This window comes from Streptomyces sp. NPDC047081 (assembly GCF_040643775.1).
Lineage (GTDB): Bacteria > Actinomycetota > Actinomycetes > Streptomycetales > Streptomycetaceae > Streptomyces.
In genome coordinates this window covers 16067-41306 of the sequence record NZ_JBEYUY010000029.1, presented here as the reverse complement: position 1 = coordinate 41306, position 25240 = coordinate 16067, and the positions used below count along the sequence as shown (strand labels likewise).

Here is a 25240-nt window from a genome sequence, read left to right as displayed (position 1 = left end):
ATGACGACATTCGCCAGCGGCACCGACACCCTCACCCGCGACGCCCTGACGGTCCTGCAGCCTGGCTTCACCGGCACCACGGCCCCCGACTGGCTGCTGCGCCGCCTCGGCGAGGGCCTCGCCTCGGTCGGCCTGTTCGGCCGCAACATCGCCACGCCCGAGCAAGTGGCGGCGCTGACCGCCCAGTTGCGCGCCGAGCGGGACGACGTCCTGGTCGCCATCGACGAGGAGGGCGGCGATGTCACCCGCCTGGAGGTGCGCACCGGCTCGTCCTTCCCCGGCAACAACGCGCTGGGCGCGGTGGACGACGCCGAGCTGACGCGCGAGGTCGCCGCGGAACTCGGCCGCCGCCTGGCGGCCTGCGGTGTGAACTTCAACTGGGCCCCCTCGGCCGACGTGAACTCCAACCCCGCCAACCCGGTCATCGGCGTGCGCTCCTTCGGCGCCACCCCGGACCTGGTCGCCCGCCACACCGCGGCCTACGTCACCGGCCTCCAGTCCGCCGGCGTGGCCGCCTGCACCAAGCACTTCCCCGGCCACGGCGACACGGCGGTCGACTCCCACCACGCGATGCCGCGCATCGACGCGACGCCCGAGATCCTCGCCGACCGCGAACTGCCGCCGTTCCGCGCGGCGATCGCCGCCGGCAGCCGGGCGATCATGACCGCGCACATCCTGGTCCCGGCCCTGGACCCGGACCACCCGGCGACCCTGTCCCACCGCATCCTCACCGAACTGCTGCGCGGCGAACTCGGCTACGACGGCCTGATCGTCACCGACGGCATGGAGATGCAGGCCATCGCAGCGACCTACGGCATCGAACGCGGCAGCGTCCTCGCGATCGCCGCCGGCGCGGACGCGATCTGCGTGGGCGGCGGCCTCTCGGACGAGGAGACGGTACGCCGCCTGCGCGACGCCCTGGTCGCGGCGGTCCGCACGGGCGAACTCCCGGAGGAACGCCTCGCGGAGGCGGCGGAACGGGTACGGGCGTTGGCTCGCTGGACGGCCGAGGCGGCGGGCGCGGCGAGGCTGGCCGGGGGAGCGGAGGCTTCGGCTGGGGCTGCGGCGGCTTCGGCTGGAGCCGGGGCTGCCGGGGCTGCTGCGGCTGAGGGCGGTGGGAAGCGCGGCGCCGGTGTGCCCGTCGATGACGAGGTCGGTCTGCGTGCGGCGCGGCGGGCCTTGCGGATCACCGGCCCGGACGGCGGCCCGGGCGGCGGCCTGGACGGCTTCACCCCGCTCACCGAACCGCCCTACGTCGCCGCCTTCACCCCCATGGCCAACATCGCGGTGGGCGACGAGACCCCCTGGGGCGTGGCCGCGGAACTCTCCCGCCTGCTCCCCGGCACGGAGACCGGCACCTTCACGGGCGACGACGCGGGCATGGCCGCCCTGGCCGCGGCGGGCCCCCGCCGCATCGTGGCCGTGGTCCGCGACGAACACCGCCACGCCTGGATGACCAAGGCCCTGGACACCCTCCTCCGCACCCGCCCCGACACCATCATCATCGAAATGGGCCTGCCCCAGTCGCCGACCCGAGGCGCCCTCCACATCGCCACCCACGGCGCGGCGAGGGTGTGCGGAAGGGCGGCGGCGGAGGTCATCGCGGGGGAGTAGCTGTTACGACGACGCAGGCGCCGGTCCCATCCAGGGGCCGGCGCCTGCGGTGCACCAAGGGGTGTGGGGCTGTGTACCGATCCCGGCAGACAAGCCCGCTAAATCCCCTGCCACTCCGGCTTGTTGACGAACGTGTGCCGGAAGTAGTCCGCCAGCTTCAACTTCGAAGCAGCCCCCTCATCGACAACCACCGTCGCATGCGGATGCAACTGCAACGCCGACGCCGGACACACCGCGGCCACCGGCCCCTCGACCGTCGCCGCGACCGCGTCGGCCTTCCCCTCACCCGTCGCCAGCAGCACCAGATGCCGAGCCTCGAGAATCGTCCCGATCCCCTGAGTGATCACGTGATGCGGCACCTGGTCGATGTCGCCCTCGAAGAACCGCGCGTTGTCCACCCGGGTCTGCTCGGTCAGCGTCTTGATCCGCGTCCGCGAGGCCAGCGAGGAACACGGCTCGTTGAACCCGATGTGCCCGTCCGTCCCGATCCCGAGCAGCTGCAGATCCACCCCGCCCGCTTCCCCGAGCGCCGCGTCATACGCCTCGCACGCCCCCTGCACGTCCGCCGCCGTCCCGTCCGGCCCCATGAACGCGTCCATCCCGATCCCGAGCGGCTCCAGCACCTCCCGCCGCAGCACCGACCGGTACGACTCCGGATGCTCGGCCGGCAGCCCCACGTACTCGTCGAGCTGAGCGATCCGCGCCCGCGAGGCGTCCACGGCCCCGGACCGCACCTTCGCCGCCAGCGCCTCGTAAATGGGCAGCGGGGTCGACCCGGTGGCCACTCCGAGCAACGCGTCCGGCTTGCGCCGCAGGAGCCGTGCCATTGCCTCGGCGATGAGCTCGCCGCCCGACTTGGCGTCCGGAACGATCACAACTTCCACGCTGGGCCTGCCGATCTGAAGGGCTATGTGGTTTAGACCAATCTAACAGAGGCGCCCCCTGACGCCCAGGTGGAATTGACGCAGGAAGGAGAGGCGCAGGCGCAGGAAGAGGAATCGAAGGTGCAGGAAGGATGGGCGAAGGTGAGCGAGCGGCACCGTGAATCCACGCAGAGGACAGGCGTCATTCGCCCGGGGGGAGTGAAATAGGGCCAGCCCGTCGCACATCGCCCCACCCGGAGGACCCACCATGACCGCCACGACCCCGGCCCCCACGAACGACGTCCCCGGCCGGATCATGGCCCGCGAGATGGGCGAGCAGCCCGCAGTGCTGCGCCGGCTGCTTGAGGAGGGCGCCCCCGGCATCCGGCAGGTGGCCCAGGAGATCGCCGCCCGCAACCCCCGCTTCGTCCTGCTCACCGCCCGCGGCACCTCCGACAACGCCGCCCTCTACGCCAAGTACCTCCTGGAGATCCGCCTCGGCCTGCCCTGCGGTCTCACCTCGATGTCCACCACCACGGCCTACGGTGCCCGCCCCGACCTCACCGACGTCCTGGTGATCACCGTCAGCCAGTCCGGCGGCTCCCCGGACCTGGTCGCCTCGACCCGCGCCGCCCGCGAGGCCGGCGCGATCACCCTGGCCGTCACCAACAACCCCGACTCACCGCTGGCCGGCGTCTCCGAGTACCACGTCGACATCATGGCCGGCCCGGAGAAGGCCCTCCCGGCCACCAAGACGTACACGGCCTCCCTCCTCGCGCTCTACCTCTTCGTCGAGGGTCTGCGCGGCGGCGACGGCGGTGCCGCCAAGCCGCTCCCCGACCTCGCCGAGCAACTGCTCGCCCGCCAGGACGAGATCCGCGCCCTCGCCGCCCGCTACCGTTTCGCCGAGCGCATGGTCATCACCTCCCGCGGCTACGGCTACCCCACCGCCAAGGAAGCCGCGCTCAAGCTCATGGAGACCAGCTACATCCCCGCCCTCTCCTACTCCGGCGCCGACCTCCTGCACGGCCCCCTCGCCATGGTCGACAACGTCTCCCCGGTCATCGCGGTCGTCACCGACGGCAAGGGCGGCGAAGCACTCCAGCCCGTGCTCGACCGGCTGCGCGGCCGCGGCGCCGACCTGTTCGTCGTCGGTCCCCGGCACCAGGTCGAGCAGGCCTCCGCCGGCTTCGTGCTGCCCACGGAGGGCGTGGCCGAGGAGGTCCAGCCGATCCTGGAGATCATCCCCCTCCAACTGCTGGCGTACGAGGTCACCATCGCCCGCGGCCAGGACCCGGACGCACCCCGCGCCTTGGCGAAGGTCACCGAGACCCACTGAGCCGGGGTCCGCTGGGTTGGGGCCTGCCGAGCCTGGCATCCGCCGAGCCGAGGCCCAGTGAGCCCGGTCCCCTGAGCCGGGGCCCGCCGAGCCGGCCATCCCCCGAGCCTGGCATCCGCCGAGCCGGCCATCCCCCGAGCCAGACATCAGTCAAGCCGCGCATCCGCCAGGCCCGCCCACCCCAAGCCGCGCATCCGCCAAGCCCGCCCGCCCCCCAAGCCCGTCCACACAAGAGCATCTACACCAGCGAACCCCCGGTCACATCCACCCAACCCCCCGTCACCCACCGCCCCCCGTCCGACGCCAGGAACGCCACCACCTCCGCGACGTCGGCCGTCTCGCCCACCCGGCCCAGTGCGGAGTACGCCGCCGCCTGTGCCCAGCCGTCCGGGCTGCCGTACAGCAGTTCCGCCGTGTTGTCCGTGTCGATGATCCCGGGCGCCACCGAGTTCACCGTGATGCCCCGGGGGCCCAGCACCTTGGACAGGTCCCGTGTGAAGACGTCCAGCGCGCCCTTGGTCATCGCGTACGCCATGTTGTGCGGCATCGCGGCGTTGCGGGCGAGCCCCGACGAGATGTTGATGATCCGGCCGCCGTCCCGCAGTCGCGTCGCGCCCTGCTTGACGAGGAAGAACGGCGCCTTCACGTTCACCGCGAAGAGGCCGTCGTACTCGTCCTCGGCTATTTCGTCGATCGGCCGGGAGCTCCCGATCGCCGCGTTGCTCACCAGGATGTCCAGCCCGTCCGCGTGCCGGTCGAACTCCTCCCACAGGGCCGCCGCGTCCCCCGGCCGCCCCAGCTCGACCCCGATCGCGAAGGCCGAGCCGCCCGCCGCCTCGATCGCGGCCACCGTCTCCTTCGCCGCCTGCTCGTTCCTCCCGTAATGCACCGCCACCCGTGCCCCGTCGCGCCCCAGCCGCTCGGCGATCCCCCGCCCGATGCCCCTGCTCGCCCCGGTGACCAGAGCCGTCTTCCCCGCGAGCACACCCATGCCGACACCCCTCCAGAATTCTCTAGCGGTCGCTACAGAAAGACCGTACAACACCCCGCCGACATTTCTCTAGCACCCGCTATACAATTCACTCCATGGTGGACGGCGACGACACGAAGACCAAGGTCAGGCCGCGCGGCCGGCCCCGGTCCTTCGACCGCGAGACCGCGCTGGAGAAGGCGGTCATGGCGTTCTGGGAGCACGGATACGAGGGGACGTCCGTCTCGGACCTCACCCGGGTGATGGGCATCGGCGCCCCCAGCCTGTACGCGGCCTTCGGAGACAAGCGGGCCCTGTTCGAAGAGGTCGTCGGCGTCTACGGCGCCCGGTACGGCTCCTTCGGCGACCGGGCCCTCGCCGAGGAACCCACCGCCCGCGCGGCCGTCGCACGCATGCTGCACGAGGCCGCCGCCGAGTACACGGCCCCGGGCCGCCCGCACGGCTGCCTCGTCATCCACGCGGCCACGCACTGCGCGAGCCCCGAGGTCGAGGAGTCCCTGCGCGAGCGGCGCAACGGCAACATCGCCGCGGTCGAGCGCCGTATCGCCGCCGACGTCGCGGCGGGCGAGCTCCCGGCCGGTACCGACGCCGCCGCCCTCGCCCGGCACACCGGCGCGATCATCCAGGGCATGTCCCAACAGGCGCGGGACGGGGCGAGCCGGGAGGAACTGGAAGCGCTCGCGGAAATTGCCATGGCCATCTGGCCCCGCACATGAACCCACACGGGTTAGGCTGCGTGGTGGTTGCTAGGGCGTCCGAGCAGTTGGAGACCGTCCGAGAAATAACAACAACGAACAGCCTCCAACGCATGGACACGTCTAGTGGTCTAGTCCACAATTGAAACAGTGCGACGCAGGACCAACTGCAGGACCAACCGCAGAACCACCAAAGCTTCCGCCCTCCCCGCACAGGAGGACGGACGGAGGAACCGGAGCTCTCTGCCCTGACTGCCCCGGCTCCTCAACCTTCGGCCGGTACCGGGACCGCACACCCCGCGGCCGATATTGCTCCGGGCTGCGGTGCCGGGAGGGTTGAGGGTCCCTCTCAGGCGCCGCGGCCCGCGGGTGTTTTCAAGCCGCTTTTCGGCCACGTACATACCGCCAGGTACGCTCGCACACGTGCCCTCCATGAACGAACTGGTCCGCCAGCACACCGCCCTCGACGACTCCGACCTCGAGTGGCTCCATCTGCTGGTGTCGGAGTGGCAGCTGCTCTCCGACCTCTCCTTCGCCGACCTGGTGCTCTGGGTGCCCACCCGTGACGGCACGCGCTATGTGTCGGTGGCCCAGATGCGGCCCAACACCGGCCCCACCTCCTACCAGGACGACATGGTCGGCCACCTCGTCCCGCGCGGTCGCCGCCCCATGCTGGACGCGGCGCACGACGAGGGCCGGATCGTGCGCGAGGGCGACCCCGAGTGGCGCGAGGAGGTCCCGGTCCGGGTCGAGTCGATTCCGGTACGACGGGAAGGGCGCGTCCTCGGTGTCATCGCCCGCAACACCAACCTGCTCACCGTGCGCACCCCGAGCCGCCTGGAGCTGACGTACCTTCAGAGCGCCTCGGATCTCGCGCAGATGATCGCGGCCGGCTCCTTCCCGTTCGCGAACCAGCAGATGGACATGGACGCCGCCCCGCGCGTAGGCGACGGCCTGATCCGCCTCGACGCGGACGGCATCGTCCAGTACGCCTCCCCGAACGCGCTGTCCGCGTACCACCGCATGGGCCTCGCCTCCGACCTGGTCGGCCACCACCTCGGCAGGACCACCGCCGAACTCGCCCCCACCCGCGGCCCGGTGGACGAGGCGCTCGCCAAGGTGGCCAGCGGCTGGGCACCCCGCGAGTTCGAGATCGAGGCGCACGACGGGGTCATCCAGTTCCGCGCGATCCCGCTCAAGCCCAAGGGCACGCGCATCGGTTCGCTGGTCCTGCTCCGGGACGTCACCGAACTGCGCCGCCGCGAGCGTGAGTTGATCACCAAGGACGCGACCATCCGGGAGATCCACCACCGGGTGAAGAACAACCTCCAGACGGTCGCTGCGCTGCTGCGCCTCCAGGCCCGGCGCATCGAGTCCGACCGGGGGCGGGAAGCGCTCGAAGAGGCGGTACGACGGGTCGGCTCGATCGCGATCGTGCACGAGACGCTCTCCCAGAACCTGGACGAGCGCGTCGAGTTCGACGAGATCGCCGACCGGGTGCTGGCGATGGTGGCCGAGATCTCGCCGGGCAAGGTCACCGGCCGCCGCACCGGACGCTTCGGCATTCTCGACGCCGAGGTCGCCACCCCGCTGTCGATGGTCCTCACGGAGATCCTCCAGAACGCCCTCGAACACGGCTTCCGCGAGGGCGACACCGGCACGGTCGAGGTGTCGGCCGTCCGCGGCGGCACCACCAAGGAGGCCCGCCTCCTGGTCACCGTCCAGGACGACGGCGTCGGCCTGCCCGAGGGCTTCGACCCGCACACCGACGGCAACCTGGGGCTGCAGATCGTACGGACCCTGGTGGAAGGCGAGTTGGGCGGTACGTTCGACATGGTGCCGGCGCCGGGGCGGGGGACCCGGGTGATCCTGGACGTACCGGTGCGGGCGAACAAGTAGCGCCAACCGCCCCTGCCCGCACGGCAGAAGAGCCCGCGCAGCAAAAGAGCCCGGACAGCAAAAGAGCCCGGACAGCAAAGAGCCCCGGATCCGAAGATCCGGGGCCGATCGCTCGTTGCTGCTCTATTGCTAGGCGCACCGGGGGTTACTGCGCGCTGCGGCTCGGGGGCGGGAGATGCGTACTCGCTGTACGCGCCGCCAAGCTCAGGCTGTGCGGGGCGGGTGTTGTCAGGCGGAGGCCTGACGGGCCCGGTTGCGGGCGGCGCGGCGCTTCATGGCGCGGCGCTCGTCCTCGCTGAGACCACCCCAGACGCCGGAGTCCTGGCCGGACTCGAGCGCCCACTGCAGACACTGATCCATAACGGGGCAGCGACGGCAGACGGCCTTGGCTTCCTCGATCTGCAGCAGCGCAGGACCGGTGTTGCCGATGGGGAAGAAGAGCTCGGGGTCTTCCTCGCGGCAAACGGCGTTGTGACGCCAGTCCATGGCTGCTACCTCTCCTTGGTATTACGTGCAGGTTGCTTGTGAATGTGAACGCTTTCACGAATCCCTCAACAAGTGAAGGGCCGAACGCCAGGTTCCCTGGCGAGGTCCTGTGGTTTGAAGAGGGGTTCCGGTGGTCTGTGGACGCTGGTGTTGCGGGCTGTCCCGACCGCCACGTAGAGACTCGCAAACCTCAGCGGCGGATACAACCCCTTCCGGAAAGTTTTTTTTGATTCCTCGGTGTCGACTAGGTCACAGCCGTACTTCCATGGGGTGGATCCTGGCCTAAACGTTCGAGTGAAAGGACTTTAGCCCCTTCTGCTCACACAATCACACGCAGTGCACGGCGTACGCCTGTGAACGTCACGCTCGTACGCAGCCCGAGGTGGTCGCCGTCCATCTGAAGGGGCAGAGGCACCTTCGAATGCAAGGTGAACTGGTCCAGGTCGTGCAGGGTCACAGCGTGCTTGCCATGGACCCCGCGCTCGGGGGACGAAGTGAGCAATTGCGTGGAATACCGGGCGGCCGTGAGGGTCGACATGCGGCTGAGACCGACTACGTCGAGCCCGGTATCGAACGAAGCCTTAGGCGCCGCGTACACCGGACGATTGCCCAGATACGTCCACGGCGAGGTGTTGCAGATTATGGACAGCACCAGATCCGTGAGCGGTTCCTCGCCGGGCCGCTCCAGGGTGATCGTGCCGTGCCGGCGGTTGGGCTCCTGCAGGAACTGCCGGGCCACCTGGCGCAGGTAAAGGGCGTGCGTGGACTTCTTGCCCTGCTCGCGCTGCTGCTCGACCCGCCCGACCACGCCCGCGTCGAAGCCGAGCCCCGCGCAGAAGGTGAACCAACGGGCCGGCACCGCCTCGTCCTCGGTGCCCGGCGTGCCCGCCGCGATACCCATGCCGACGGTACGTTCACTGCCCTCGCGCAGGGCGTCCAGCAGGGCGCCGGTCGCCTCCACGGAGTCGTTGGGCAGGCCAAGGGCGCGGGCGAAGACGTTGGTGGAGCCGCCGGGGACCACCGCGAGGCGGGGCAGGCCGTCCGGGTTGGGGCCGGCGTGCAGCAGGCCGTTGACCACCTCGTTGACCGTGCCGTCGCCGCCGAGGGCGACCACCAGGTCGATGTCGTCGCTCTCCGCCGCCTGCCGGCCCAGGTCGCGCGCGTGGCCGCGGTACTCGGTGGTGACCGCCTCGAGTTTCATCTCGCTCGCGAGCGCGTGGATGAGCACATCGCGCCTACGTGCGCTTGTGGTGGTTGCCGCCGGGTTGACCACGAGAAGTGCACGCATGAGTTGCAGCGTACCTACTGGGGGGTACCGGGCACAGGTCGAGGTAGGGATCAGGTAAGAGGAGGGCGCGTGAGTCTCGCCACGGGCGGCCGGCTCAACCTCGCCGCACGGGTGCGCGTCCCCCTGGGACACCCGGGCGGTGGCCGGTGCCCCCAGGGCTACCCTTCAGGGGTGACCAGTGAGAAGACCCACGCCGCCGAGGAAACCGCCGGACCCCGCCCGCGCCGCCTTACGTACGCGGCCGCGCTCGCCGCGCTGGAGGGGCTCGCGCTGGTCGCCGGCGGTGTCTGGATGCTCGTGGAGGGCCTCGCGGGTGACCCGGACGACCGTGGGTCCGCGGTGACCGGCGGGATCACGCTGATCGTCCTCGCCCTGCTGCCGCTGCTGGCGGCGCGTGGACTGCTCGGGCGCAGGAGCTGGAGCCGGGGCCCGGCGGTCATCACGCAGATCATGGCGCTGCCCGTGGCCTACAACCTGCTGCAGGCCGACAGCGTGGCGATCCCGGCGGGCATCGCGCTGGCGGTCGTCGCCGTCGCTTCCCTGGTGCTGCTGGTCAACCCGGCCACGACCCAGGCCCTCGGCATCAGGGGCCCGGGCCGCGCACAGGACGGCAAGCAGTAGGGATACGGCGCTTTCGCGGCTGTAGACCTCGAAGGTTCTACTCCTCCACCAGGAGCTTCTCCCGGAGCTGGGCCAAGGTGCGGGCCAGCAGGCGGGAGACGTGCATCTGGGAGATGCCGACCTCCTGCGCGATCTGCGACTGGGTCATGTTGCCGAAGAAGCGGAGGAGAAGGATCCGCTTCTCTCTCGGTGGGAGATCCTCCAGCAACGGCTTGAGCGACTCGCGGTACTCGACGCCCTCAAGGGCCTCGTCCTCCGCGCCCAGCGTGTCCGCGACCGCCGGGGACTCGTCGTCCGTGTCGGGGACGTCCAGGGACAGCGTGGAGTAGGCGTTGGCCGACTCCAGGCCCTCCAGGACCTCCTCCTCCGAGATGCCCAGCTTCTCGGCCAGCTCGTGGACCGTGGGGGAGCGGCCGTGCAGCTGCGAGAGCTCCGCGGTCGCCGTGGTGAGCGCGAGACGCAGCTCCTGGAGCCTGCGCGGGACGCGGACCGCCCAGCCCTTGTCGCGGAAGTGGCGCTTGATCTCGCCGACGACCGTCGGGGTCGCGTAGGTCGAGAACTCGACGCCGCGGTCCGGGTCGAAGCGGTCGACCGACTTGATCAGGCCGATGGTGGCGACCTGGGTGAGGTCGTCCAGCGGCTCGCCGCGGTTGCGGAAGCGGCGCGCGAGGTGCTCGACGAGCGGCAGGTGCATACGGACCAGCTTGTTGCGCAGCTCGGCGTACTCCGCGCTGCCGTCCTTCAGTCCGCGCAGCTCGACGAACATCGCCCGCGCTCCGCTGCGGTCCTGTGCGTCGTGCTGGGTGGCCTGCTGCACGGTCTGCGTGCCCTGCTGGTCGTCTCGCTCGTGCTCGCTCATCGTCCCGCCCGTTGTCCTTCGCCGAGCCTTCGCCTCCGGGCGGAGCGGGGCGAACCCGTTCCGTCCGTCCAGGGGCGTGCTCGGCGCGGCACCTTCCCGATCCCGCCGTCCGTCCTCCGGGAAGCCGGCCGCCGCACTGGCGTCGGCGTCGTCCTCCGGATGCGGCCGGGCCTGCTCGGGGATGCCGTCGATGCCGTCCCCTGTGCGTCGGGACCCGCCTGTGCCCTCGGCCGGCAGCTCCCGTGTGCCGCGCTCTTCGTCACGCACCGGCCCGTCCCCTGTCCTCACGCCGGCCCGGGTCCCGCGCCGCGCTGTTTGTAGAGGCTGATCGAAACGGTTTTGTCCTCGTCCACGGCGGAGGAGACCTTGCCCGCGAGAGCGGACAGGACGGTCCAGGCGAAGGTGTCCCGCGAGGGGGCGTGACCGTCCGTGGTCGGGGCCGAGACGGTGACCTCAAGAGAGTCGTCGACGAGCCGGAAGACGCAGCTGAGCACCGAGCCGGGCACGGCCTGCTGCAGCAGGATCGCGCAGGCCTCGTCCACCGCGATGCGCAGGTCCTCGATCTCGTCGAGGGTGAAGTCCAAACGGGCCGCGAGGCCGGCCGTGGCCGTACGCAGCACCGACAGGTAGGCACCCGCGGCCGGCAGCCGGACTTCCACGAAGTCCTGGGTCGCGGGCTCGCCTGCGATCTGGGACACCCTCACCTCCAAGGTGGTACAAGCTTTTCGGGGCCGAGGGTCGCCCCCCGGGGTAACGCGAAGTGTGGTTCAGCGGTGACGCTATCGCGCTCTCAACTTTCCTGTCCCCAGGACCCCGACCCCTTGCCGTCACTCACAGTAAACCTGTGGACACGCTCCGTGTCTAGGGGTCTGCGGCTCCAATTGGGAAGAACGCGCGCCGGGTTGACGTACCCAGACGTCAGACGGTCGAACCGTCCTGATCGTGGGCCGTCCCCGGTCCTCCAGGGTCACACAAGTACGTGGTCGACAAAGCACCAACGCCAGTTCTCGCCGGGCTCGTACGTGCGCATGATCGGGTGGCCCGAGTCCTTGTGGTGCTCCGTCGCGTGCCGGCCCGGTGAGGAGTCGCAGCAGCCGACGTGGCCGCAGGTGAGGCACAGCCGGAGCTGGACCGGGTGTGTGCCGTCCCGCAGACACTCGGGGCAGGTCTCGCTCCGCGGCTCGGGATCCGGGAGCGGCAGCGCGTCGGCGTGCGTGCACTGTTTCATGATTGCCAGGTTACGACGGGCGCGCGGATGGCCGCGCGGAAAAACAGAGGGCGGGCGGACGACGATGAGCGAGGGCGGGCGAGGTTCATGGACGTGATGCCACTCCTGTTGCTGGTGGCGGGCAGCGCGGCGATCGCCGCGGCCGCCCGGCGCACCCCGGTGCCGGCCCCGCTGTGGCTGGTCGCGGCCGGCCTCGTGGTGTCGTACGTCCCGGGGGTGCCCGACTACACGCTCGACCCGGACATCGTGCTGCCGCTGGTCCTGCCGCCGCTGCTGCACAAGGAGGCCGTCGAGAGCTCGTACCTCGACCTGCGGGCCACCATGCGGCCGGTGGCGCTGCTGTCCGTCGGATACGTGCTCTTCGCGACCTTCGCGGTGGGCTGGGCGGCCTATCTGATCGTCCCGGAGCTGCCGTTGCCCGCCGCTCTGGTGCTGGGCGCGGTGGTGGCGCCGACGGACGCGGTGGCGGCCGCGGCGGTCGCCCGCCGGGTCGGCCTGCCCTCCCGGATCACCACGATCCTCCAGGGCGAGTCCCTCCTGAACGACGCGACCGCCATCACCGCCTACCGGGTCGCCGTCGCGGCCGCGGTCGGCGAGGGTGCCTCCTGGATCGGCGGGATCGGCGAGTTCCTGCTGGCGGCGGTCGGCGGCGTGGTCGTCGGCCTGGTGCTGATGCTGCCGATCCACTGGCTGCGCACGCACGTGAAGGAGGCGCTCTTCCAGAACACGATGTCCCTGCTGATCCCGTTCGTCGCCTACGCGGTCGCCGAGCAGGTGCACGCCTCCGGTGTCCTCGCGGTCGTGGTCGTCGCCCTCTACATCGGACACCGCAACTGGGAGGTCGACTTCGCCACCCGCCTCCAGGAGGAGGCGGTCTGGAAGATGGTCGCCTTCGTCCTGGAGTCCGCGGTCTTCGCGCTGATCGGCCTCCAACTGCCGATCGTGCTCAGAGGCCTTGGGGAGTACGAGGGTGTCGACGCCGCCTGGTACGCGTTCGCGATCTTCGTGGTGGTCGTCGCGGCCAGGTTCCTGTGGGTCTACCCGGGGACGTTCGTTCCCCGTCTCCTCTCCCCGCGCATCAGGGAGCGCGAGGAGAACCCCACCTGGAGAGGCCCGATCGTCACCTCCTGGGCCGCGATGCGGGGCGTGGTCTCCCTGGCGATCGCCTTCTCGATCCCGCTCACGGTGGACGGCGGCGACGACTTCCCGCAGCGCAACCTCATCCTCTTCCTGACCTTCACGACGGTCATCGGCACCCTGGTGGTGCAGGGCCTCACGCTGGCCCCGCTGATCCGCCTGGTGAAGTTCCCCGCCCGGGACGCCCAGGCCGAGACCCTCGCGGAGGCCAACGCCCAGGCCCAGGCCTCCCGGGTCGCCGAACAACGCCTGGACGAACTCCTCACCGACGAACGCAACACCCTCCCCCCACCCCTCGCCGACCGCCTCCGTGACGTCCTGGAACGCCGCCGCAACGCCGTCTGGGAACGCCTGGGCCAGACGAACCCGATCACCGGCGAATCCGTCGACGACACCTACCGCCGCCTGTCCCGCGAGATGATCGGCGCGGAACGCGCGATGTTCGTACGCCTCCGGGACGGCCGCTACATCGACGACGAGATGCTGCGAACGCTGCTGAGACGACTGGACCTCGAGGAGGCGGCGGCCTACCGGGAGACCTCCTAGCTCCTAGGGGAAGGGCCGCCCGGTGATCACAGCGGCGATCGTCGTCCCGCGCGGGAACACGCCCTCCTCCGCGAGGGCGACAAGTCCATAGAGCAACTTGGCGACATACAGACGCTCCACCTCCACCCCGTGACGGTCCTCGAAGCCCTCGGCGAAGCTGTCGAGTTCGGCGGGTACGCGCGCGTAGCCGCCGAAATGGAAGCGGTCGTCGAGGATCCAGTTGCCGCTCGTGCCGCCGAAGGCCTGGTCCTGCAGGGCCTCTATGTCGGTGGTCAGGAAGCCGCCCTTGAGGACCGGTATACCCAGGGCTCGTTGTGCGGGTGCCAGGCCCGCGGCCAGGCCCGCCAGGGTGCCGCCGGTGCCGCAGGCCAGGGCGACGACGTCCGCCTGCCCGCGCAGCTCCTCGCCCAGGGCCCGGCAGCCGCGTACCGCCGCCGCGTTGCTGCCGCCCTCCGGGACGACGTACGCGTCCTCCGCCCCGGTCTCGCGCAGCACGCGCGCGAGGACGTCGGGTTCGGTCTTGCGGCGGTACGTCGACCTGTCGACGAAGTGCAGTCGCATGCCGTCGGCGGCGCACCGGGCGAGGGAGGGGTTGAGGGGGCGGTCGGCGAGTTCCTGGCCGCGCACCACGCCGACCGTGGGCAGGCCGAGCAGACGGCCCGCGGCGGCGGTGGCGCGCAGGTGGTTGGAGTAGGCACCGCCGAAGGTGAGGACCGTGCGGCCGTCCGCGGCGGCCAGGTTCGGCGCGAGCTTGCGCCACTTGTTGCCGATCAGATCCGGGTGGATGAGGTCGTCGCGCTTGAGGAGGAGACGGAGGCCGTGGCGGGTGAAGCGGTCGTCCGACACTTCCTGCACGGGGGAGGGGAGCCGGGGGCGCAGGGTGTCGAGGACGGTCACGGGTCCATTCTCGCCTCGCACGTCACTTCAGGCGGTCCCGGATCCGCTCGCGCAGCCACGCCATCGTGAAGCCGCGCGGGTCCACCTTGCCCGGCTGCCACTCCAGGTGGCCGATCACCGAGCGCTCCGTCCAGCCGTGATGCCGGCACACCGCGGCCGCCGCCTTCTCGATGGCCTCCAGCTGTGCCTCGGGCCACGGGTCCTCGCCGTCGCCGAGGTTCTCGCACTCGAAGCCGTAGAAGTGGCGGTTGCCGTCGGTGTTCGCCTCGTTGTCCGGCGGGAGCGCCTTCTCCGCGATCACCGCGCGCAGTACGTCGTCGTCGCCGAGGCCCGCGTGGTTGGCGCGGCCGTAGCCGACCAGGTGGACCGTGCCGTCCTTGGTGATCACGCCGTGGCAGAGCGGGCCGGGCAGGCCCGAGTAGCCGTCGCGGCAGATGTCGACGGTGCGTTCGGCGCCGCTGGTCACCGTGTGGTGGATCATCACCCCGTGCACCGGGCCCCAGGGCCCCTTGTGGTTGCGGTTGTGATGCTCCCAGTCGCCGACCTCGACGACGGTGACTCCCTCCGCCCTGAGGCCGTCCAGGAAACTGCCCGCGGGCATGGGTGAGGCCATGACCGGCTCCTTCGCACCGTGCCGACGGCCGCCCGACGCGACCGTCCGTGCCGGGAGTTGTACCGAAAGTGAGCATGCGGTCACACATTGTCGTCAGTGGGAGCGAGCGGTTCCGGCCACTCGGAATCCGGCTCCCGCGCCGGTCGTTCGACGGAAATCGCTCATCTGCCCAGTCCCACGGTGATCCATTCCCGCTCTTTCGGGTAATAGCACCGGCACGCTCCGTGATGGAAGGCTTGCTCGTGCAGATCGCGATGCTCCTGCGCACCCAGCGCGCCGGAGCATGACCGGGAGGGCAATTCTCATATGTCGGTAGGCGAAGAGGTCCGTTCGGAGCAGGGCAAGCCGCAGCAGAGTCTCGGCACGGCCGCCGCGCGGAACCTGGCCACCACGACCAAGTCCGCACCCCAGATGCAGGAGATCAGCTCCCGCTGGCTGCTGCGCACACTGCCCTGGGTGAACGTCCAGGGTGGTACGTACCGGGTGAACCGGCGACTGACGTACGCCGTGGGGGACGGCCGTATCACCTTCGTGAAGACCGGCGACCGGGTCGAGGTCATCCCGGCGGAGCTCGGTGAACTGCCCGCGTTGCGCGACTTCGAGGACGAGGAGGTGCTCGCCGAGCTCGCCCAGCGCTGCCGCCAGCAGGAGTTCGGGGCGGGCTCCGTGATCGCCTCCTTCGGCAGCCGGACCGACGAGGTTCATCTGCTGGCGCACGGCAGGGTGGAGAAGGTCGGCACCGGCCCCTACGGCGACGACGCGGTGCTCGGCGTGCTCGCCGACGGCGCCTACTTCGGCGACGCGGCCCTGCTGAGCCCTGACGCCATCTGGGAGTGCACGGTCCGCGCGGCCACCACCTGCACCGTGCTGGTCCTGTCCCGCCAGGACGTCGAGCAGGTCGCGGAGCGCTCCGACTCCCTGCGCGAGCACCTCCAGCAGCTGCGCGCGATTCCCGAGCAGCACACCAACAAGTACGGCGAGAAGGAGGTCGACCTCGCCGCCGGCCACAGCGGCGAGCCCGACATCCCGCACACCTTCGTCGACTACGACGCCCGGCCCCGCGAGTACGAACTGAGCATCGCCCAGACCGTGCTGCGCATCCACTCGCGCGTGGCCGACCTCTACAACCAGCCCATGAACCAGACCGAGCAGCAACTCCGGCTCACCGTCGAGGCGTTGAAGGAGCGCCAGGAGCACGAGCTGGTCAACAACCGCGAGTTCGGACTGCTGCACAACTGCGAGTACGACCAGCGGCTCCAGCCGCACGACGGCGTGCCCAGCCCCGACGACCTGGACGAGCTGCTCAGCCGGCGGCGCGGCACCAAGCTGCTGCTCGCCCACCCGCGCGCGATCTCCGCCATCGGCCGCGAGCTGAACAAGCGCGGCCTGGTCCCCGAGACCATCGAGGTGGCCGGCAACCGCATCCCGACCTGGCGCGGTGTGCCGATCTACCCGTGCAACAAGATCCCGGTCACCGAGGCCCGTACCAGCTCGATCATCGCCATGCGCACCGGCGAGGCCGAACAGGGCGTCATCGGACTCCAGCAGGCCGGCATCCCGGACGAGATCGAGCCGAGCCTGTCCGTGCGCTTCATGGGCATCAACGAACAGGCCATCATCAAGTACCTCGTGACGGCGTACTACTCGGCCGCGGTCCTCGTCCCGGACGCGCTCGGGGTCCTGGAGAACGTCGAGATCGGCCGCTGGAGGTGACGTTTCTGCACCTCGGAGCCGTGTCCCCGCCCGCGGGGACGGGTAGACCTCGGTCGTATGCGACCGGCCGCAGCGGAAGCGCCACCGTCCGCGGACTGACCGAGGGGGATCCCATGGCCGAGTTCACGACGGAGGCGAAAGCGGTTCCCCCGCAGGCACCGGCGCTCGACGGGCAGGAGGCGACGGCGATCCTGGAGCGCACCCGGGCCGCCGTCGACCCCGAACTGCGCGCCGCGCTCGACTCGTTGCCGGGCTCCATGCGCCGGATCGCGCTCTACCACTTCGGCTGGGAGCACGCCGACGGGACACCGGCGGCGGGCAACGCGGGCAAGGCGATACGGCCCGCGCTCGTCCTCACCGCGGCCGCCGCGCTCGGCGGACCGGGGGCGCGCGAGGCGGCCGTACGGGCCGCGGCGGCGGTGGAGCTCGTGCACAACTTCACGCTGCTGCACGACGACGTGATGGACCGCGACACCACCCGGCGTCACCGGCCCACCGCCTGGACCGTGTTCGGCGACGCCGACGCGATCCTCGCCGGGGACGCGATGCAGGCGCTGGCCCTGCGACTGCTCGCCGAGGACCCGCATCCGGCGTCCGGGGCGGCCGCCGCCCGCCTCGCGGCCTGCGTCGTCGAACTGTGCGCCGGACAGCACACGGACACCGCGATGGAGCGGCGCGGACCCGCCGAGGTCACCCTCGACGAGGTGCTGACCATGGCCGAGGCCAAGACGGGCGCGCTGCTCGGGTGCGCCTGTGCGCTGGGCGCGCTGTACGCGGGGGCGGGCGGGGACGAGGTCCGGGCGATGGACGCGTTCGGGCGGCAGGCCGGGCTCGCCTTCCAGCTCATCGACGACGTCATCGGCATATGGGGCGACCCGCTGCGCACCGGCAAGCCGGCCGGGGCGGACCTCGCGGCCCGCAAGAAGTCCCTGCCGGTGGTCGCCGCGCTCACCTCGGGCACCCCGGCGGCGACCGAACTGGCCGTGCTCTACGAAGCGCCCTACGCCAAGGAGGACCTGGAGCGGACCGCCCTCGCCGTCGAGCGGGCCGGCGGGCGGGACTGGGCGCAGGTCCAGGCCGCCGACCGGATGGCCGGCGCGATGCAGGAGCTGGCGCGGGCGGTACCGGATCCGGAGGCGGCGGGCGGACTGCTGGCGCTGGCGGAGTTCGTGACGCGGCGCAGCAGTTGAGCAAGGCGCCCGCTGAGCCACGCAGCGGGCGCGTCACCCAGTACCCCGGAGCCCACAGGCGGCCGTACGGCTCCTGACCCCGCATGCCCGCCGAGGCTCCGGCAGGCGGGTCCCGCACATCCCCACGGTGTGCGGGGCCCGCCGTTGTCCGCGCTCCGGGTTAGGCTCAACCCCCGTACGGACAGGGTCGGTTGAGAGCGAGGAGTCGGCAGATGGGTGTGACTGTCCGGGCGGCGGGCGAAGGCGACAGAGAGCTGGTCGTGCGGCTGCTGGACGAGGCCTTCCAGGACGATCCGGTCAGCAACTGGGTCTTCCCGACCGAGGAGCACCGCCGTACGACCCACCCCGGACTGATGGCCGCCTTCACCGACGTCGTGCTCGCCGCGGGCCGTGTCGACGTCACCGAGGACGGCGGCGCGTGCGCGCTCTGGCTCTCCGTACCGGCCGACGCTGCACACGACGACGAGGAGGGGCCCGCCCAGCTCCGTGCCGCCGTCGACCCCGACAACGAGCGCGTCGAGCTGATCGGCCGGCTCACCCAGGACATCCACCCCGCCGGCCGAGCCCACGAGTACCTGTGGATGATCGGCACGGCACCCGGCCGGCAGGGCGAGGGCCTCGGCACCGCGCTCATCACCCACGTCCTGGACCGCTGCGACCAGGACGGCCTGCCCGCCTACCTGGAGGCCAGCAGCGCCCGCAGCCGCGCCCTGTACGAGCGTCTCGGCTTCCAGCTCATCGGCAGTCCCCTCCGGCTTCCCGACGGCCCGCTCATGTGGCCGATGTGGCGGGAACCCCGCTGAAGGCGGAGGACGGCGGGCTCGGCGTCCGGCTGTGCGGCGCCGGAGCCGGTGCGGACGTTCGGCAACGAGTACTCGTCCGTCCGTACGCGCGCAGGCGCCGACCGGCCTACGCTGAGGGCATGGACAGCTCAGAACACGTCTGTCCGGCCTGCGGACAGCCCGTGGCGACCGTCATCAGGCGCTACAAGACGCTGGGCGCGTGGGTCCCGCGATGGGTGGCCGGCCCGTGCCGCAACCCCGACTGCGAGGCATACGTCCCGGAGAGCGCCGACCCCGACGAGACGACCGCGAAGAATTCCTGAAACCCGTGTCGAGAATCAGAACCCGGCTCCGACGTCCCCTGTGAGCGCCGCCCGTCACGGGCGGCCCGAGCCGAAGGAGCGAGTCATGAAGTACCTGGTCATGGTGCAGTGCACGCAGGCGGACTACGAGGGCATGCAGGGCAGGGCCAACGCGATCGCCCCGGCCTGGACCCAGGAGGACGTCCAGGCCATGTACGCCTTCATGGGCGCCCTGAACGACGACCTCGCCGAGACCGGCGAGATGATCGACGGACAGGGTCTGGTCGAGCCGGCGAAGACCCGGCTGGTCGGCCTGGGCGACGACGGCAAGCCGGTGATCACCGACGGCCCGTACAGCGAGACCAAGGAGTTGCTGGCCGGCTACTGGGTGCTGGACTGCGCGAGCCTGGAGCGGGTCACGGAGATCGCCGAGCGCGTCACCCGGTGCCCGCTGCCCGCCGGGGCCACCAACTACCCCGTGGTGATCCGGCCCATCGACAGCGGTTCCGCGGACGTCTGACCGTCCATGGGTACGACCACCGAGGTCGAGGACCTGCTGCGTCTGCACACGCCGCAGGTCCTCGGCGCGCTGGTCAGACGGTACGGCCACTTCGACGCCGCCGAGGACGCCGTACAGGAGGCGCTCCTCGCCGCGGCCGGGCAGTGGCCGTCGGCGGGCGTTCCGGACAATCCGCGCGGCTGGCTGATCAGGGTGGCGGCGCGGCGGCTGACGGACGCGCTGCGGGCGGAGGAGGCGCGGCGGGCGCGGGAGGAGCGGGTGGCTGCGCTCGAACCCCGGGTGCCGTACACCCTCGACGACCGGGCCCCACGCGAGGACGACACCCTCACGCTCCTCTTCCTGTGCTGCCACCCGGACCTGACCAAGCCCGCCCGGATCGCGCTCACCCTGCGCGCGGTCGGCGGCCTCACGACGGCGGAGATCGCCCGCGCGTACCTGGTCCCCGAGGCGACCATGGCCCAGCGCATCAGCCGGGCCAAGCAGAAGGTTCGGGGCGTGCGGTTCGGGCGTCCGGACCAGTGGGAGCAGCGCCTGCCCGCGGTCCTGCACACCCTCTACCTGATCTTCAACGAGGGCTACACGGCGACCTCGGGCGCCAGTCTGCAACGCCGTGACCTGGCCGGCGAGGCGATCCGGCTGACCCGCGCGGTTTACCGCCTCCTCCCGGACGACGGCGAGGTGGCCGGTCTGCTCGCCCTGATGCTGCTCACCGACGCCCGCCGCGACGCCCGCACCGGGCCGCACGGCGAGCTCGTGCCGCTCGACGAGCAGGACCGGGGGCGCTGGGACAAGGCGGCGATCGAGGAGGGCGTCGCGCTGGTCACCCGCGCGCTGTCCCGCGGCCGTGCGGGCCCGTACCAGCTGCGGGCCGCCATCGCCGCCGTCCACGACGAGGCACCGTCCGCGGCGGAGACCGACTGGCAGGAGATCCTCGGCCTGTACGAGGTGCTCGTCCGGCTCGTCCCGGGTCCCGTCGAGCGCCTCAACCGTGCCGTGGCCCTCGCCATGGTCGACGGCCCGGCGGCGGGCCTCGCGGAACTGGCCCTGCTGGAGCCGGAGTTGGGCCACCGCCTGGACGCCGTACGCGCGCATCTGCTGGAGCGGGCGGGCGCGTACGAGGAGGCCCGGACCGCCTACGAGACGGCTGCCGCGAAGACCCTGAGCCTGCCCGAGCAGCGCTATCTGCGGGAGCGGGCGGCGCGCCTGAAGCCGTAGCGTGATCCCATGAGCGACCCCATCCTGCACCTCACCGAGCGCGCCCTCTGGGAAGCCGCCCGCGCGCACGGCACGTACGAGATCTCCACCCGTGGCAGGACCCTCCAGGAGGAGGGCTTCATCCACCTCTCCACCCGCGCGCAGCTCCCGCGCACGGCCCGCTTCTACGAGGGCCTCGACGATCTGGTGGTCCTGGTCGTCGACCCCGGACGGCTCGACGTGCCCGTGAAGTACGAGTCCGGTGAGCCCGGCGGGGAGGAGTTCCCGCACGTGTACGGGCCGATCCCGGTGGACGCCGTGGTGGCCGTCGAGCCGTGGGTGTGGCCGGGCGACTAGTCCGGGTGCTTCGGCAGTCCGCCCGTCTCCGGGTCGCGGCCGGTCAGGCAGTACGGGGCGCCCGTCGGGTCACGCATCACCGTCCAGTGCGGGCCGGCGAACACGAACTCGGCACCCAGCGCCTCGTGTTGGGCCCGGGTCGCCTCGATGTCGGCGCAGGCGAGGTCCAGGTGGGCGGCCGTCTCCCGTTCCTCGCCCAGGCGTTGGAGGAGGATGCGGACCGGGAGGCCGGGCGGGGGCTTGAGGACGTGGAACTCGGGGCGGGAGCCGGACAGGGACTCCCAGCCGTCCAACAGGGCGGTCCAGAAGGCGACTTCGGCGTCGTACCGCGAAGGCGCGAGGTCGATGCAGACCTGGTCGAGGCGGGTGCCGTGGACGACCGGCGGGCGGACCGACTCGCCGTGCGCCTCGACCGCGCAGAACAACTGGCCGCCGGGGGAGCGCAGGACGATCAGCGTCCCCTCGTCGAAGACGACCGCCGACCCGAGGCGCACCGCCGTATCCGCGAAGTCCCTCACGTCGTCCACCGAGAAGTCGAGATGGGCGCCGCCCGGGCCCGCCTCGACCCCCTGCACCTTGACGCAGGCGTCGGCGCCGTCGTGCAGGAGGGTCGTGAACTGCTTGCGCTCACCGCGGAGTTCGGACAGGCGGGTGCCTGTGACGGCGGTCCAGAAGTCGCAGGCGCGGGCGAAGTCCCCGGCCGGGCGGTCGATGAAGGCGTACGTCCAGCGGACCGGTCCGCTCACGCCTTGCGCTCCATGAACCGCAGCATGTTCCCGGCCGGGTCGCGGAAGGCGCAGTCGCGGACCCCGTACGGCATGTCCATCGGCTCCTGGAGGACGTCGGCGCCGGCGTCCCGGACCCGGGCGAACAGGGCGTCGCAGTTCTCGGTGGTGAAGTTGACCCCGCGCAGCAGGCCCTTGGCCAGCAGCTGCTCCATTGCCTCCCGGTCGGCGGGGGAGAGGTCGGGGTTGGCCGCGGGCGGCTCCAGGACGATCGACACGTCCGGCTGCAGCGGCGACCCCACGGTCGTCCACCGCATCCCCTCGTACTTGACGTCGTTGCGGACCTCCAGGCCCAGGACGTCGCAGTAGAAGGCGATCGCCTTGTCGTGGTCGTCGACGGCGATGAAACAGGTGTGGAGTTTCAGGTCCATGGCCCCAATCTAGGGCCGGAACCGGCCTAGGGCCGGTACTCCCGCCTCGGGCGCGTGTACGCCCGCACCACGCAGGGCGGGATCTCCGCGCTCTCCTCGTGCGAGCGGGCGCGGTAGGAGCTCGGGGTCTCGCCGACCAGCTCGGTGAAGCGGGCGCTGAAGGAGCCGAGGGAGGTGCAGCCGACGGCCATGCAGACCTCGGTCACCGTGAGGTCGCCGCGGCGCAGCAGGGTCTTGGCGCGCTCGACGCGGCGGGTCATGAGATAGGCGTACGGGGTCTCGCCGTACGCCGTGCGGAACGCGCGCTGGAAGTGGCCCGGGGACATCAGCGCGGTGCCGGCGAGGGCGGAGACGTCGAGGGGTTCGGCGTACTCGCGGTCCATCCGGTCGCGGGCCTTGCGCAGACGTACCAGATCCTCTCGGTTCACCACGTCAGGATCGCACGATCCTCACCCGGCGGGCGCGTGGTCCTGGAGTGTCCTTTGCCCTCAGTTCGCCTTCCGTACGAAAGCCCTTGCTCCCATAGGGGAATGGACCACATCACGTTCCTCGTGGCGGTCGTCATCGTCACGGCACTGGCCTTCGACTTCACCAACGGATTCCACGACACCGCGAACGCGATGGCCACCTCCATCGCGACCGGCGCGCTCAAACCCAAGGTGGCGGTGCTGATCAGCGGGGTGCTCAACATCGTCGGGGCCTTCCTGTCGACGGAAGTGGCCAAGACGGTCTCCGGCGGGATCGTGGACGACACCCTCGTCACACCGGGGATGATCTTCGCGGGACTGATCGGCGCGATCCTGTGGAACCTGGTGACCTGGCTGGTCGGGCTCCCGTCCAGCTCCTCGCACGCCCTGTTCGGCGGGCTGATCGGGGCCGTGTGGGTCGGCGCCGGGGCCGACGGCGTGCACTTCGACAAGGTTGTCGAGAAGATCCTGATCCCCGCGGTGGCCTCCCCGGTCGTGGCCGGTGTCGCGGCCCTGATCGCCACCTACCTCGCCTACAAGCTCACCACCCGGGCCCGCAAGGGGTCCGTGACCAAGGGCTTCCGGATCGGCCAGATCGCCTCGGCCTCGCTGGTCTCCCTCGCGCACGGCACGAACGACGCCCAGAAGACCATGGGCATCATCACCCTCACCCTGATCTCCGCCGGAGCCCTCGGCCACGACGCCGGCCCGCCGGTCTGGGTCATCGCCTCCGCCGGTCTCGCCATCGGTCTCGGCACCTACCTGGGCGGCTGGCGGATCATCCGCACCATGGGCAAGGGCCTCACCGAGATCGAGTCCCCGCAGGGCTTCGCCGCCGAGACGGCCTCCACGGCCGTCATCCTCACCTCCGCCCACCTGGGCTTCGCCCTGTCGACCACGCAGGTCGCCTCCGGCTCGATCCTCGGCGCGGGCCTCGGCCGGCGCCTCGCGGAGGTCCGCTGGGGCGTCGCCGGCAGGATGGCGGCCGCCTGGCTGATCACGCTGCCCTCGGCGGCGCTGGTCGGCGGCCTCGCCGCGTACGCGGTCAAGCACGGCGGCAACTTCGGCACGGTCGTCGTCGCGCTGATCGGCGCCGCGGTGGCCACGGGCATCGTCCTCCAGTCGCGCCGCAACCCGGTCCACGCCGGCAACGTCAACGACCACCACGAGGTCCCCGTCCGCACCGCCGCGCCGGCCGGCGTCGGCACGGCCGCCTGAGGCAAGGAGAGTTCCGATGGATCTGGACTGGAGCGCACTCGGTCAGGTGACCGCGGTGAGCATCGGAGTCACGGTCGCCGTGGTCGTCGTCTTCGCCCTCGGAGTCCTCGGCCTCGCCCGCCACGAGGGCGCCCAGGAGGAGGGCGGCGGCACCTCGGCCCTGGGCATGGCGCAGGCCGGCCTGTGCTTCCTGGCCTGCGCGGCCGTGGTGGCGTACGGCATCTATCTGATCGTGCCGCAGTTCCACTGAGACGGGAGTCAGGAGCAGGAATGACGACGCCGCCCTTGCTGTCCGAACTGGCCGACCTCAAGGTCGACTACAGCGACCCCGACGACCCCGTACTCATCCGCCCGGACGGTTCGCCGATCGACACCTGGCGGGAGAACTACCCGTACGCGCACCGCATGGAGCGCAAGGAGTACGACTGGCACAAGCGGCTGCAGCAGATCGAGCTGCTGAAGCTGCAGAGCTGGATCAAGGAGACCGGGCGCCGTCTCGTCATCGTCTTCGAGGGACGGGACGCGGCCGGCAAGGGCGGCACCATCAAACGCTTCACCGAGCACCTCAACCCGCGCGGCGCCCGGGTGGTGGCCCTGGAGAAGCCCACGGAGCGCGAGAGCGGCCAGTGGTACTTCCAGCGGTACGTCCAACACCTCCCGACCGCCGGGGAGATCGTGCTGTTCGACCGCTCCTGGTACAACCGGGCCGGCGTCGAGCGGGTGATGGGCTTCTGCTCGGACGACCAGTACCGGCGCTTCATGCGCCAGGCCCCGCTGTTCGAGCGGATGCTCGCGGACGACGGCGTGGACCTGATCAAGTTCTGGTTCTCGGTCTCCCAGGGCGAGCAGCGCACCCGCTTCACGATCCGTCAGGTCGACCCCGTACGGCAGTGGAAGCTCAGCCCGATGGACCTGGCGTCCCTCGACCGCTGGGACGACTACACCGCCGCCAAGGTCGCCATGTTCCGCGAGACGGACACCGAACACGCGCCGTGGACCGTGGTGAAGAGCAACGACAAGAAGCGCGCCCGCGTCGAGGCCATGCGCAGCGTGCTGGCCCGCTTCGACTACGCCGACAAGGACGAGGAGGTCGTCGGCCGCCCCGACCCGCGGATCGTGGGCGCGGCGGCGGGCCTCCTGGAAGCCGGCGAGGACGATCACGGCGACCGTTAGGAACGCCGAAGGGGCCCGGTCGATGCACCGACCGGGCCCCTTCGGTATGCCCGCGGACCCGCGATGGTGCACCGATCGCCGGTCCCCGCGAA

At 71.1% G+C, this 25240-nt stretch carries 28 protein-coding genes; 16 read left to right on the top strand and 12 right to left on the bottom strand.

Going from position 1 to position 25240, the window contains the following annotated elements; translation table 11 throughout:
• Positions 1–1614 carry a glycoside hydrolase family 3 protein gene (locus ABZ848_RS39065; protein WP_360839738.1) on the top strand — a complete coding sequence of 538 codons (1614 nt, stop codon included), beginning with the start codon at positions 1–3 and terminating at the stop codon, positions 1612–1614.
• Positions 1615–1712: 98 nt separating this feature from the next.
• Here ABZ848_RS39065 and nagB read toward each other — a convergent pair whose 3' ends face one another.
• Positions 1713–2498 (bottom strand): glucosamine-6-phosphate deaminase, encoded by a 786-nt coding sequence (gene nagB, locus ABZ848_RS39060; protein ID WP_360839736.1) that lies wholly within the window; start codon positions 2496–2498, stop codon positions 1713–1715.
• A 247-nt stretch (positions 2499–2745) separates the two neighbouring features.
• On the opposite strand from nagB, the gene ABZ848_RS39055 reads away from it, so the two are divergent.
• Positions 2746–3816 carry an SIS domain-containing protein gene (locus tag ABZ848_RS39055; RefSeq protein WP_360839734.1) on the top strand — a complete coding sequence of 357 codons (1071 nt, stop codon included), beginning with the start codon at positions 2746–2748 and terminating at the stop codon, positions 3814–3816.
• A 238-nt stretch (positions 3817–4054) separates the two neighbouring features.
• Here the strand turns inward: ABZ848_RS39055 and ABZ848_RS39050 are convergent, their stop codons facing one another.
• Positions 4055–4807 (bottom strand): SDR family oxidoreductase, encoded by a 753-nt coding sequence (locus ABZ848_RS39050; protein ID WP_360839732.1) that lies wholly within the window; start codon positions 4805–4807, stop codon positions 4055–4057.
• A gap of 95 nt (positions 4808–4902) precedes the next feature.
• Between ABZ848_RS39050 and ABZ848_RS39045 the strand changes: the two genes are divergently transcribed.
• Both ABZ848_RS39045 and ABZ848_RS39040 read left to right on the top strand, forming a co-directional pair.
• Positions 4903–5523: a TetR/AcrR family transcriptional regulator gene (locus ABZ848_RS39045; protein WP_360839730.1), complete on the top strand. Its 621-nt coding sequence runs from the start codon at positions 4903–4905 to the stop codon at positions 5521–5523.
• A gap of 411 nt (positions 5524–5934) precedes the next feature.
• On the top strand, positions 5935–7401 hold the full coding sequence (locus tag ABZ848_RS39040; RefSeq protein ID WP_360839854.1) for a PAS domain-containing sensor histidine kinase: 1467 nt from the start codon (positions 5935–5937) through the stop codon (positions 7399–7401).
• Between the two features lie 228 nt (positions 7402–7629).
• On the opposite strand, the gene ABZ848_RS39035 is transcribed toward ABZ848_RS39040, so the two are convergent.
• Positions 7630–7887 (bottom strand): WhiB family transcriptional regulator, encoded by a 258-nt coding sequence (locus ABZ848_RS39035; RefSeq protein WP_006142322.1) that lies wholly within the window; start codon positions 7885–7887, stop codon positions 7630–7632.
• A gap of 319 nt (positions 7888–8206) precedes the next feature.
• Entirely contained in the window at positions 8207–9175 is a 969-nt protein-coding gene (locus ABZ848_RS39030; protein WP_242766221.1) for a diacylglycerol kinase family protein, read from the bottom strand.
• Between the two features lie 171 nt (positions 9176–9346).
• Here ABZ848_RS39030 and ABZ848_RS39025 point away from each other — a divergent pair, with 171 nt between their 5' ends.
• Positions 9347–9796: a hypothetical protein gene (locus ABZ848_RS39025; protein WP_360839728.1), complete on the top strand. Its 450-nt coding sequence runs from the start codon at positions 9347–9349 to the stop codon at positions 9794–9796.
• A 37-nt stretch (positions 9797–9833) separates the two neighbouring features.
• On the opposite strand, the gene ABZ848_RS39020 is transcribed toward ABZ848_RS39025, so the two are convergent.
• From ABZ848_RS39020 to ABZ848_RS39010, 3 genes are all read right to left on the bottom strand, one after another.
• Positions 9834–10943 (bottom strand): RNA polymerase sigma factor SigF, encoded by a 1110-nt coding sequence (locus ABZ848_RS39020; protein WP_360839726.1) that lies wholly within the window; start codon positions 10941–10943, stop codon positions 9834–9836.
• Positions 10940–11353 (bottom strand): anti-sigma regulatory factor, encoded by a 414-nt coding sequence (locus ABZ848_RS39015; RefSeq protein ID WP_004925829.1) that lies wholly within the window; start codon positions 11351–11353, stop codon positions 10940–10942. Before ABZ848_RS39015 ends, ABZ848_RS39020 begins: the two co-directional genes overlap by 4 nt.
• 269 nt (positions 11354–11622) lie before the next feature.
• Positions 11623–11883, bottom strand: coding sequence for a UBP-type zinc finger domain-containing protein (locus ABZ848_RS39010; RefSeq protein WP_360839723.1), 261 nt, complete (start codon positions 11881–11883; stop codon positions 11623–11625).
• A gap of 87 nt (positions 11884–11970) precedes the next feature.
• Here ABZ848_RS39010 and ABZ848_RS39005 point away from each other — a divergent pair, with 87 nt between their 5' ends.
• Positions 11971–13566, top strand: a complete 1596-nt coding sequence (locus tag ABZ848_RS39005; protein ID WP_360839721.1) for a Na+/H+ antiporter — start codon at positions 11971–11973, stop codon at positions 13564–13566.
• A gap of 3 nt (positions 13567–13569) precedes the next feature.
• Here ABZ848_RS39005 and ABZ848_RS39000 read toward each other — a convergent pair whose 3' ends face one another.
• Positions 13570–14463, bottom strand: coding sequence for a pyridoxal-phosphate dependent enzyme (locus ABZ848_RS39000; RefSeq protein ID WP_360839719.1), 894 nt, complete (start codon positions 14461–14463; stop codon positions 13570–13572).
• A gap of 22 nt (positions 14464–14485) precedes the next feature.
• A complete protein-coding gene (locus tag ABZ848_RS38995; RefSeq protein WP_360839717.1) occupies positions 14486–15076 on the bottom strand; it encodes an N-acetylmuramoyl-L-alanine amidase in 591 nt (196 codons plus the stop codon).
• A gap of 306 nt (positions 15077–15382) precedes the next feature.
• On the opposite strand from ABZ848_RS38995, the gene ABZ848_RS38990 reads away from it, so the two are divergent.
• The 7 genes from ABZ848_RS38990 (at position 15383) to ABZ848_RS38960 (ending at position 21134) form a co-directional block, all read left to right on the top strand.
• Entirely contained in the window at positions 15383–16789 is a 1407-nt protein-coding gene (locus ABZ848_RS38990) for a family 2B encapsulin nanocompartment shell protein (RefSeq protein ID WP_360839716.1), read from the top strand.
• 113 nt (positions 16790–16902) lie between these two features.
• A complete protein-coding gene (locus ABZ848_RS38985; RefSeq protein ID WP_360839714.1) occupies positions 16903–17979 on the top strand; it encodes a family 2 encapsulin nanocompartment cargo protein polyprenyl transferase in 1077 nt (358 codons plus the stop codon).
• Between the two features lie 212 nt (positions 17980–18191).
• The gene (locus tag ABZ848_RS38980; RefSeq protein WP_360839712.1) at positions 18192–18782 is read left to right on the top strand and encodes a GNAT family N-acetyltransferase; all 591 of its coding nucleotides are present in this window, start codon (positions 18192–18194) and stop codon (positions 18780–18782) included.
• A 119-nt stretch (positions 18783–18901) separates the two neighbouring features.
• On the top strand, positions 18902–19084 hold the full coding sequence (locus tag ABZ848_RS38975; protein WP_360839711.1) for a hypothetical protein: 183 nt from the start codon (positions 18902–18904) through the stop codon (positions 19082–19084).
• Positions 19085–19169: 85 nt separating this feature from the next.
• On the top strand, positions 19170–19583 hold the full coding sequence (locus tag ABZ848_RS38970) for a YciI family protein (RefSeq protein ID WP_360839709.1): 414 nt from the start codon (positions 19170–19172) through the stop codon (positions 19581–19583).
• 6 nt (positions 19584–19589) lie between these two features.
• On the top strand, positions 19590–20798 hold the full coding sequence (locus tag ABZ848_RS38965; protein WP_360839708.1) for a sigma-70 family RNA polymerase sigma factor: 1209 nt from the start codon (positions 19590–19592) through the stop codon (positions 20796–20798).
• A 9-nt stretch (positions 20799–20807) separates the two neighbouring features.
• Complete coding sequence (locus tag ABZ848_RS38960; RefSeq protein ID WP_360839707.1) at positions 20808–21134, top strand: DUF952 domain-containing protein; 327 nt, start codon at positions 20808–20810, stop codon at positions 21132–21134.
• On the opposite strand, the gene ABZ848_RS38955 is transcribed toward ABZ848_RS38960, so the two are convergent.
• From ABZ848_RS38955 to ABZ848_RS38945, 3 genes are read right to left on the bottom strand one after another with little or no spacing between them, the layout of a single operon-like run.
• A complete protein-coding gene (locus ABZ848_RS38955; RefSeq protein ID WP_360839705.1) occupies positions 21131–21880 on the bottom strand; it encodes a VOC family protein in 750 nt (249 codons plus the stop codon). The genes ABZ848_RS38960 and ABZ848_RS38955 overlap by 4 nt on opposite strands.
• A complete protein-coding gene (locus tag ABZ848_RS38950; protein ID WP_360839704.1) occupies positions 21877–22290 on the bottom strand; it encodes a VOC family protein in 414 nt (137 codons plus the stop codon). Before ABZ848_RS38950 ends, ABZ848_RS38955 begins: the two co-directional genes overlap by 4 nt.
• 26 nt (positions 22291–22316) lie before the next feature.
• On the bottom strand, positions 22317–22718 hold the full coding sequence (locus ABZ848_RS38945; RefSeq protein WP_360839702.1) for a helix-turn-helix transcriptional regulator: 402 nt from the start codon (positions 22716–22718) through the stop codon (positions 22317–22319).
• 102 nt (positions 22719–22820) lie between these two features.
• On the opposite strand from ABZ848_RS38945, the gene ABZ848_RS38940 reads away from it, so the two are divergent.
• The 3 genes from ABZ848_RS38940 to ppk2 are packed head-to-tail and all read left to right on the top strand — an operon-like array spanning position 22821 to position 25148.
• On the top strand, positions 22821–23975 hold the full coding sequence (locus ABZ848_RS38940; protein WP_360839701.1) for an inorganic phosphate transporter: 1155 nt from the start codon (positions 22821–22823) through the stop codon (positions 23973–23975).
• A 16-nt stretch (positions 23976–23991) separates the two neighbouring features.
• On the top strand, positions 23992–24225 hold the full coding sequence (locus ABZ848_RS38935; RefSeq protein ID WP_360839699.1) for a hypothetical protein: 234 nt from the start codon (positions 23992–23994) through the stop codon (positions 24223–24225).
• Between the two features lie 20 nt (positions 24226–24245).
• Complete coding sequence (gene ppk2 / locus ABZ848_RS38930) at positions 24246–25148, top strand: polyphosphate kinase 2 (protein ID WP_360839697.1); 903 nt, start codon at positions 24246–24248, stop codon at positions 25146–25148.
• The last annotated feature ends 92 nt before the right edge of the window (positions 25149–25240 follow it).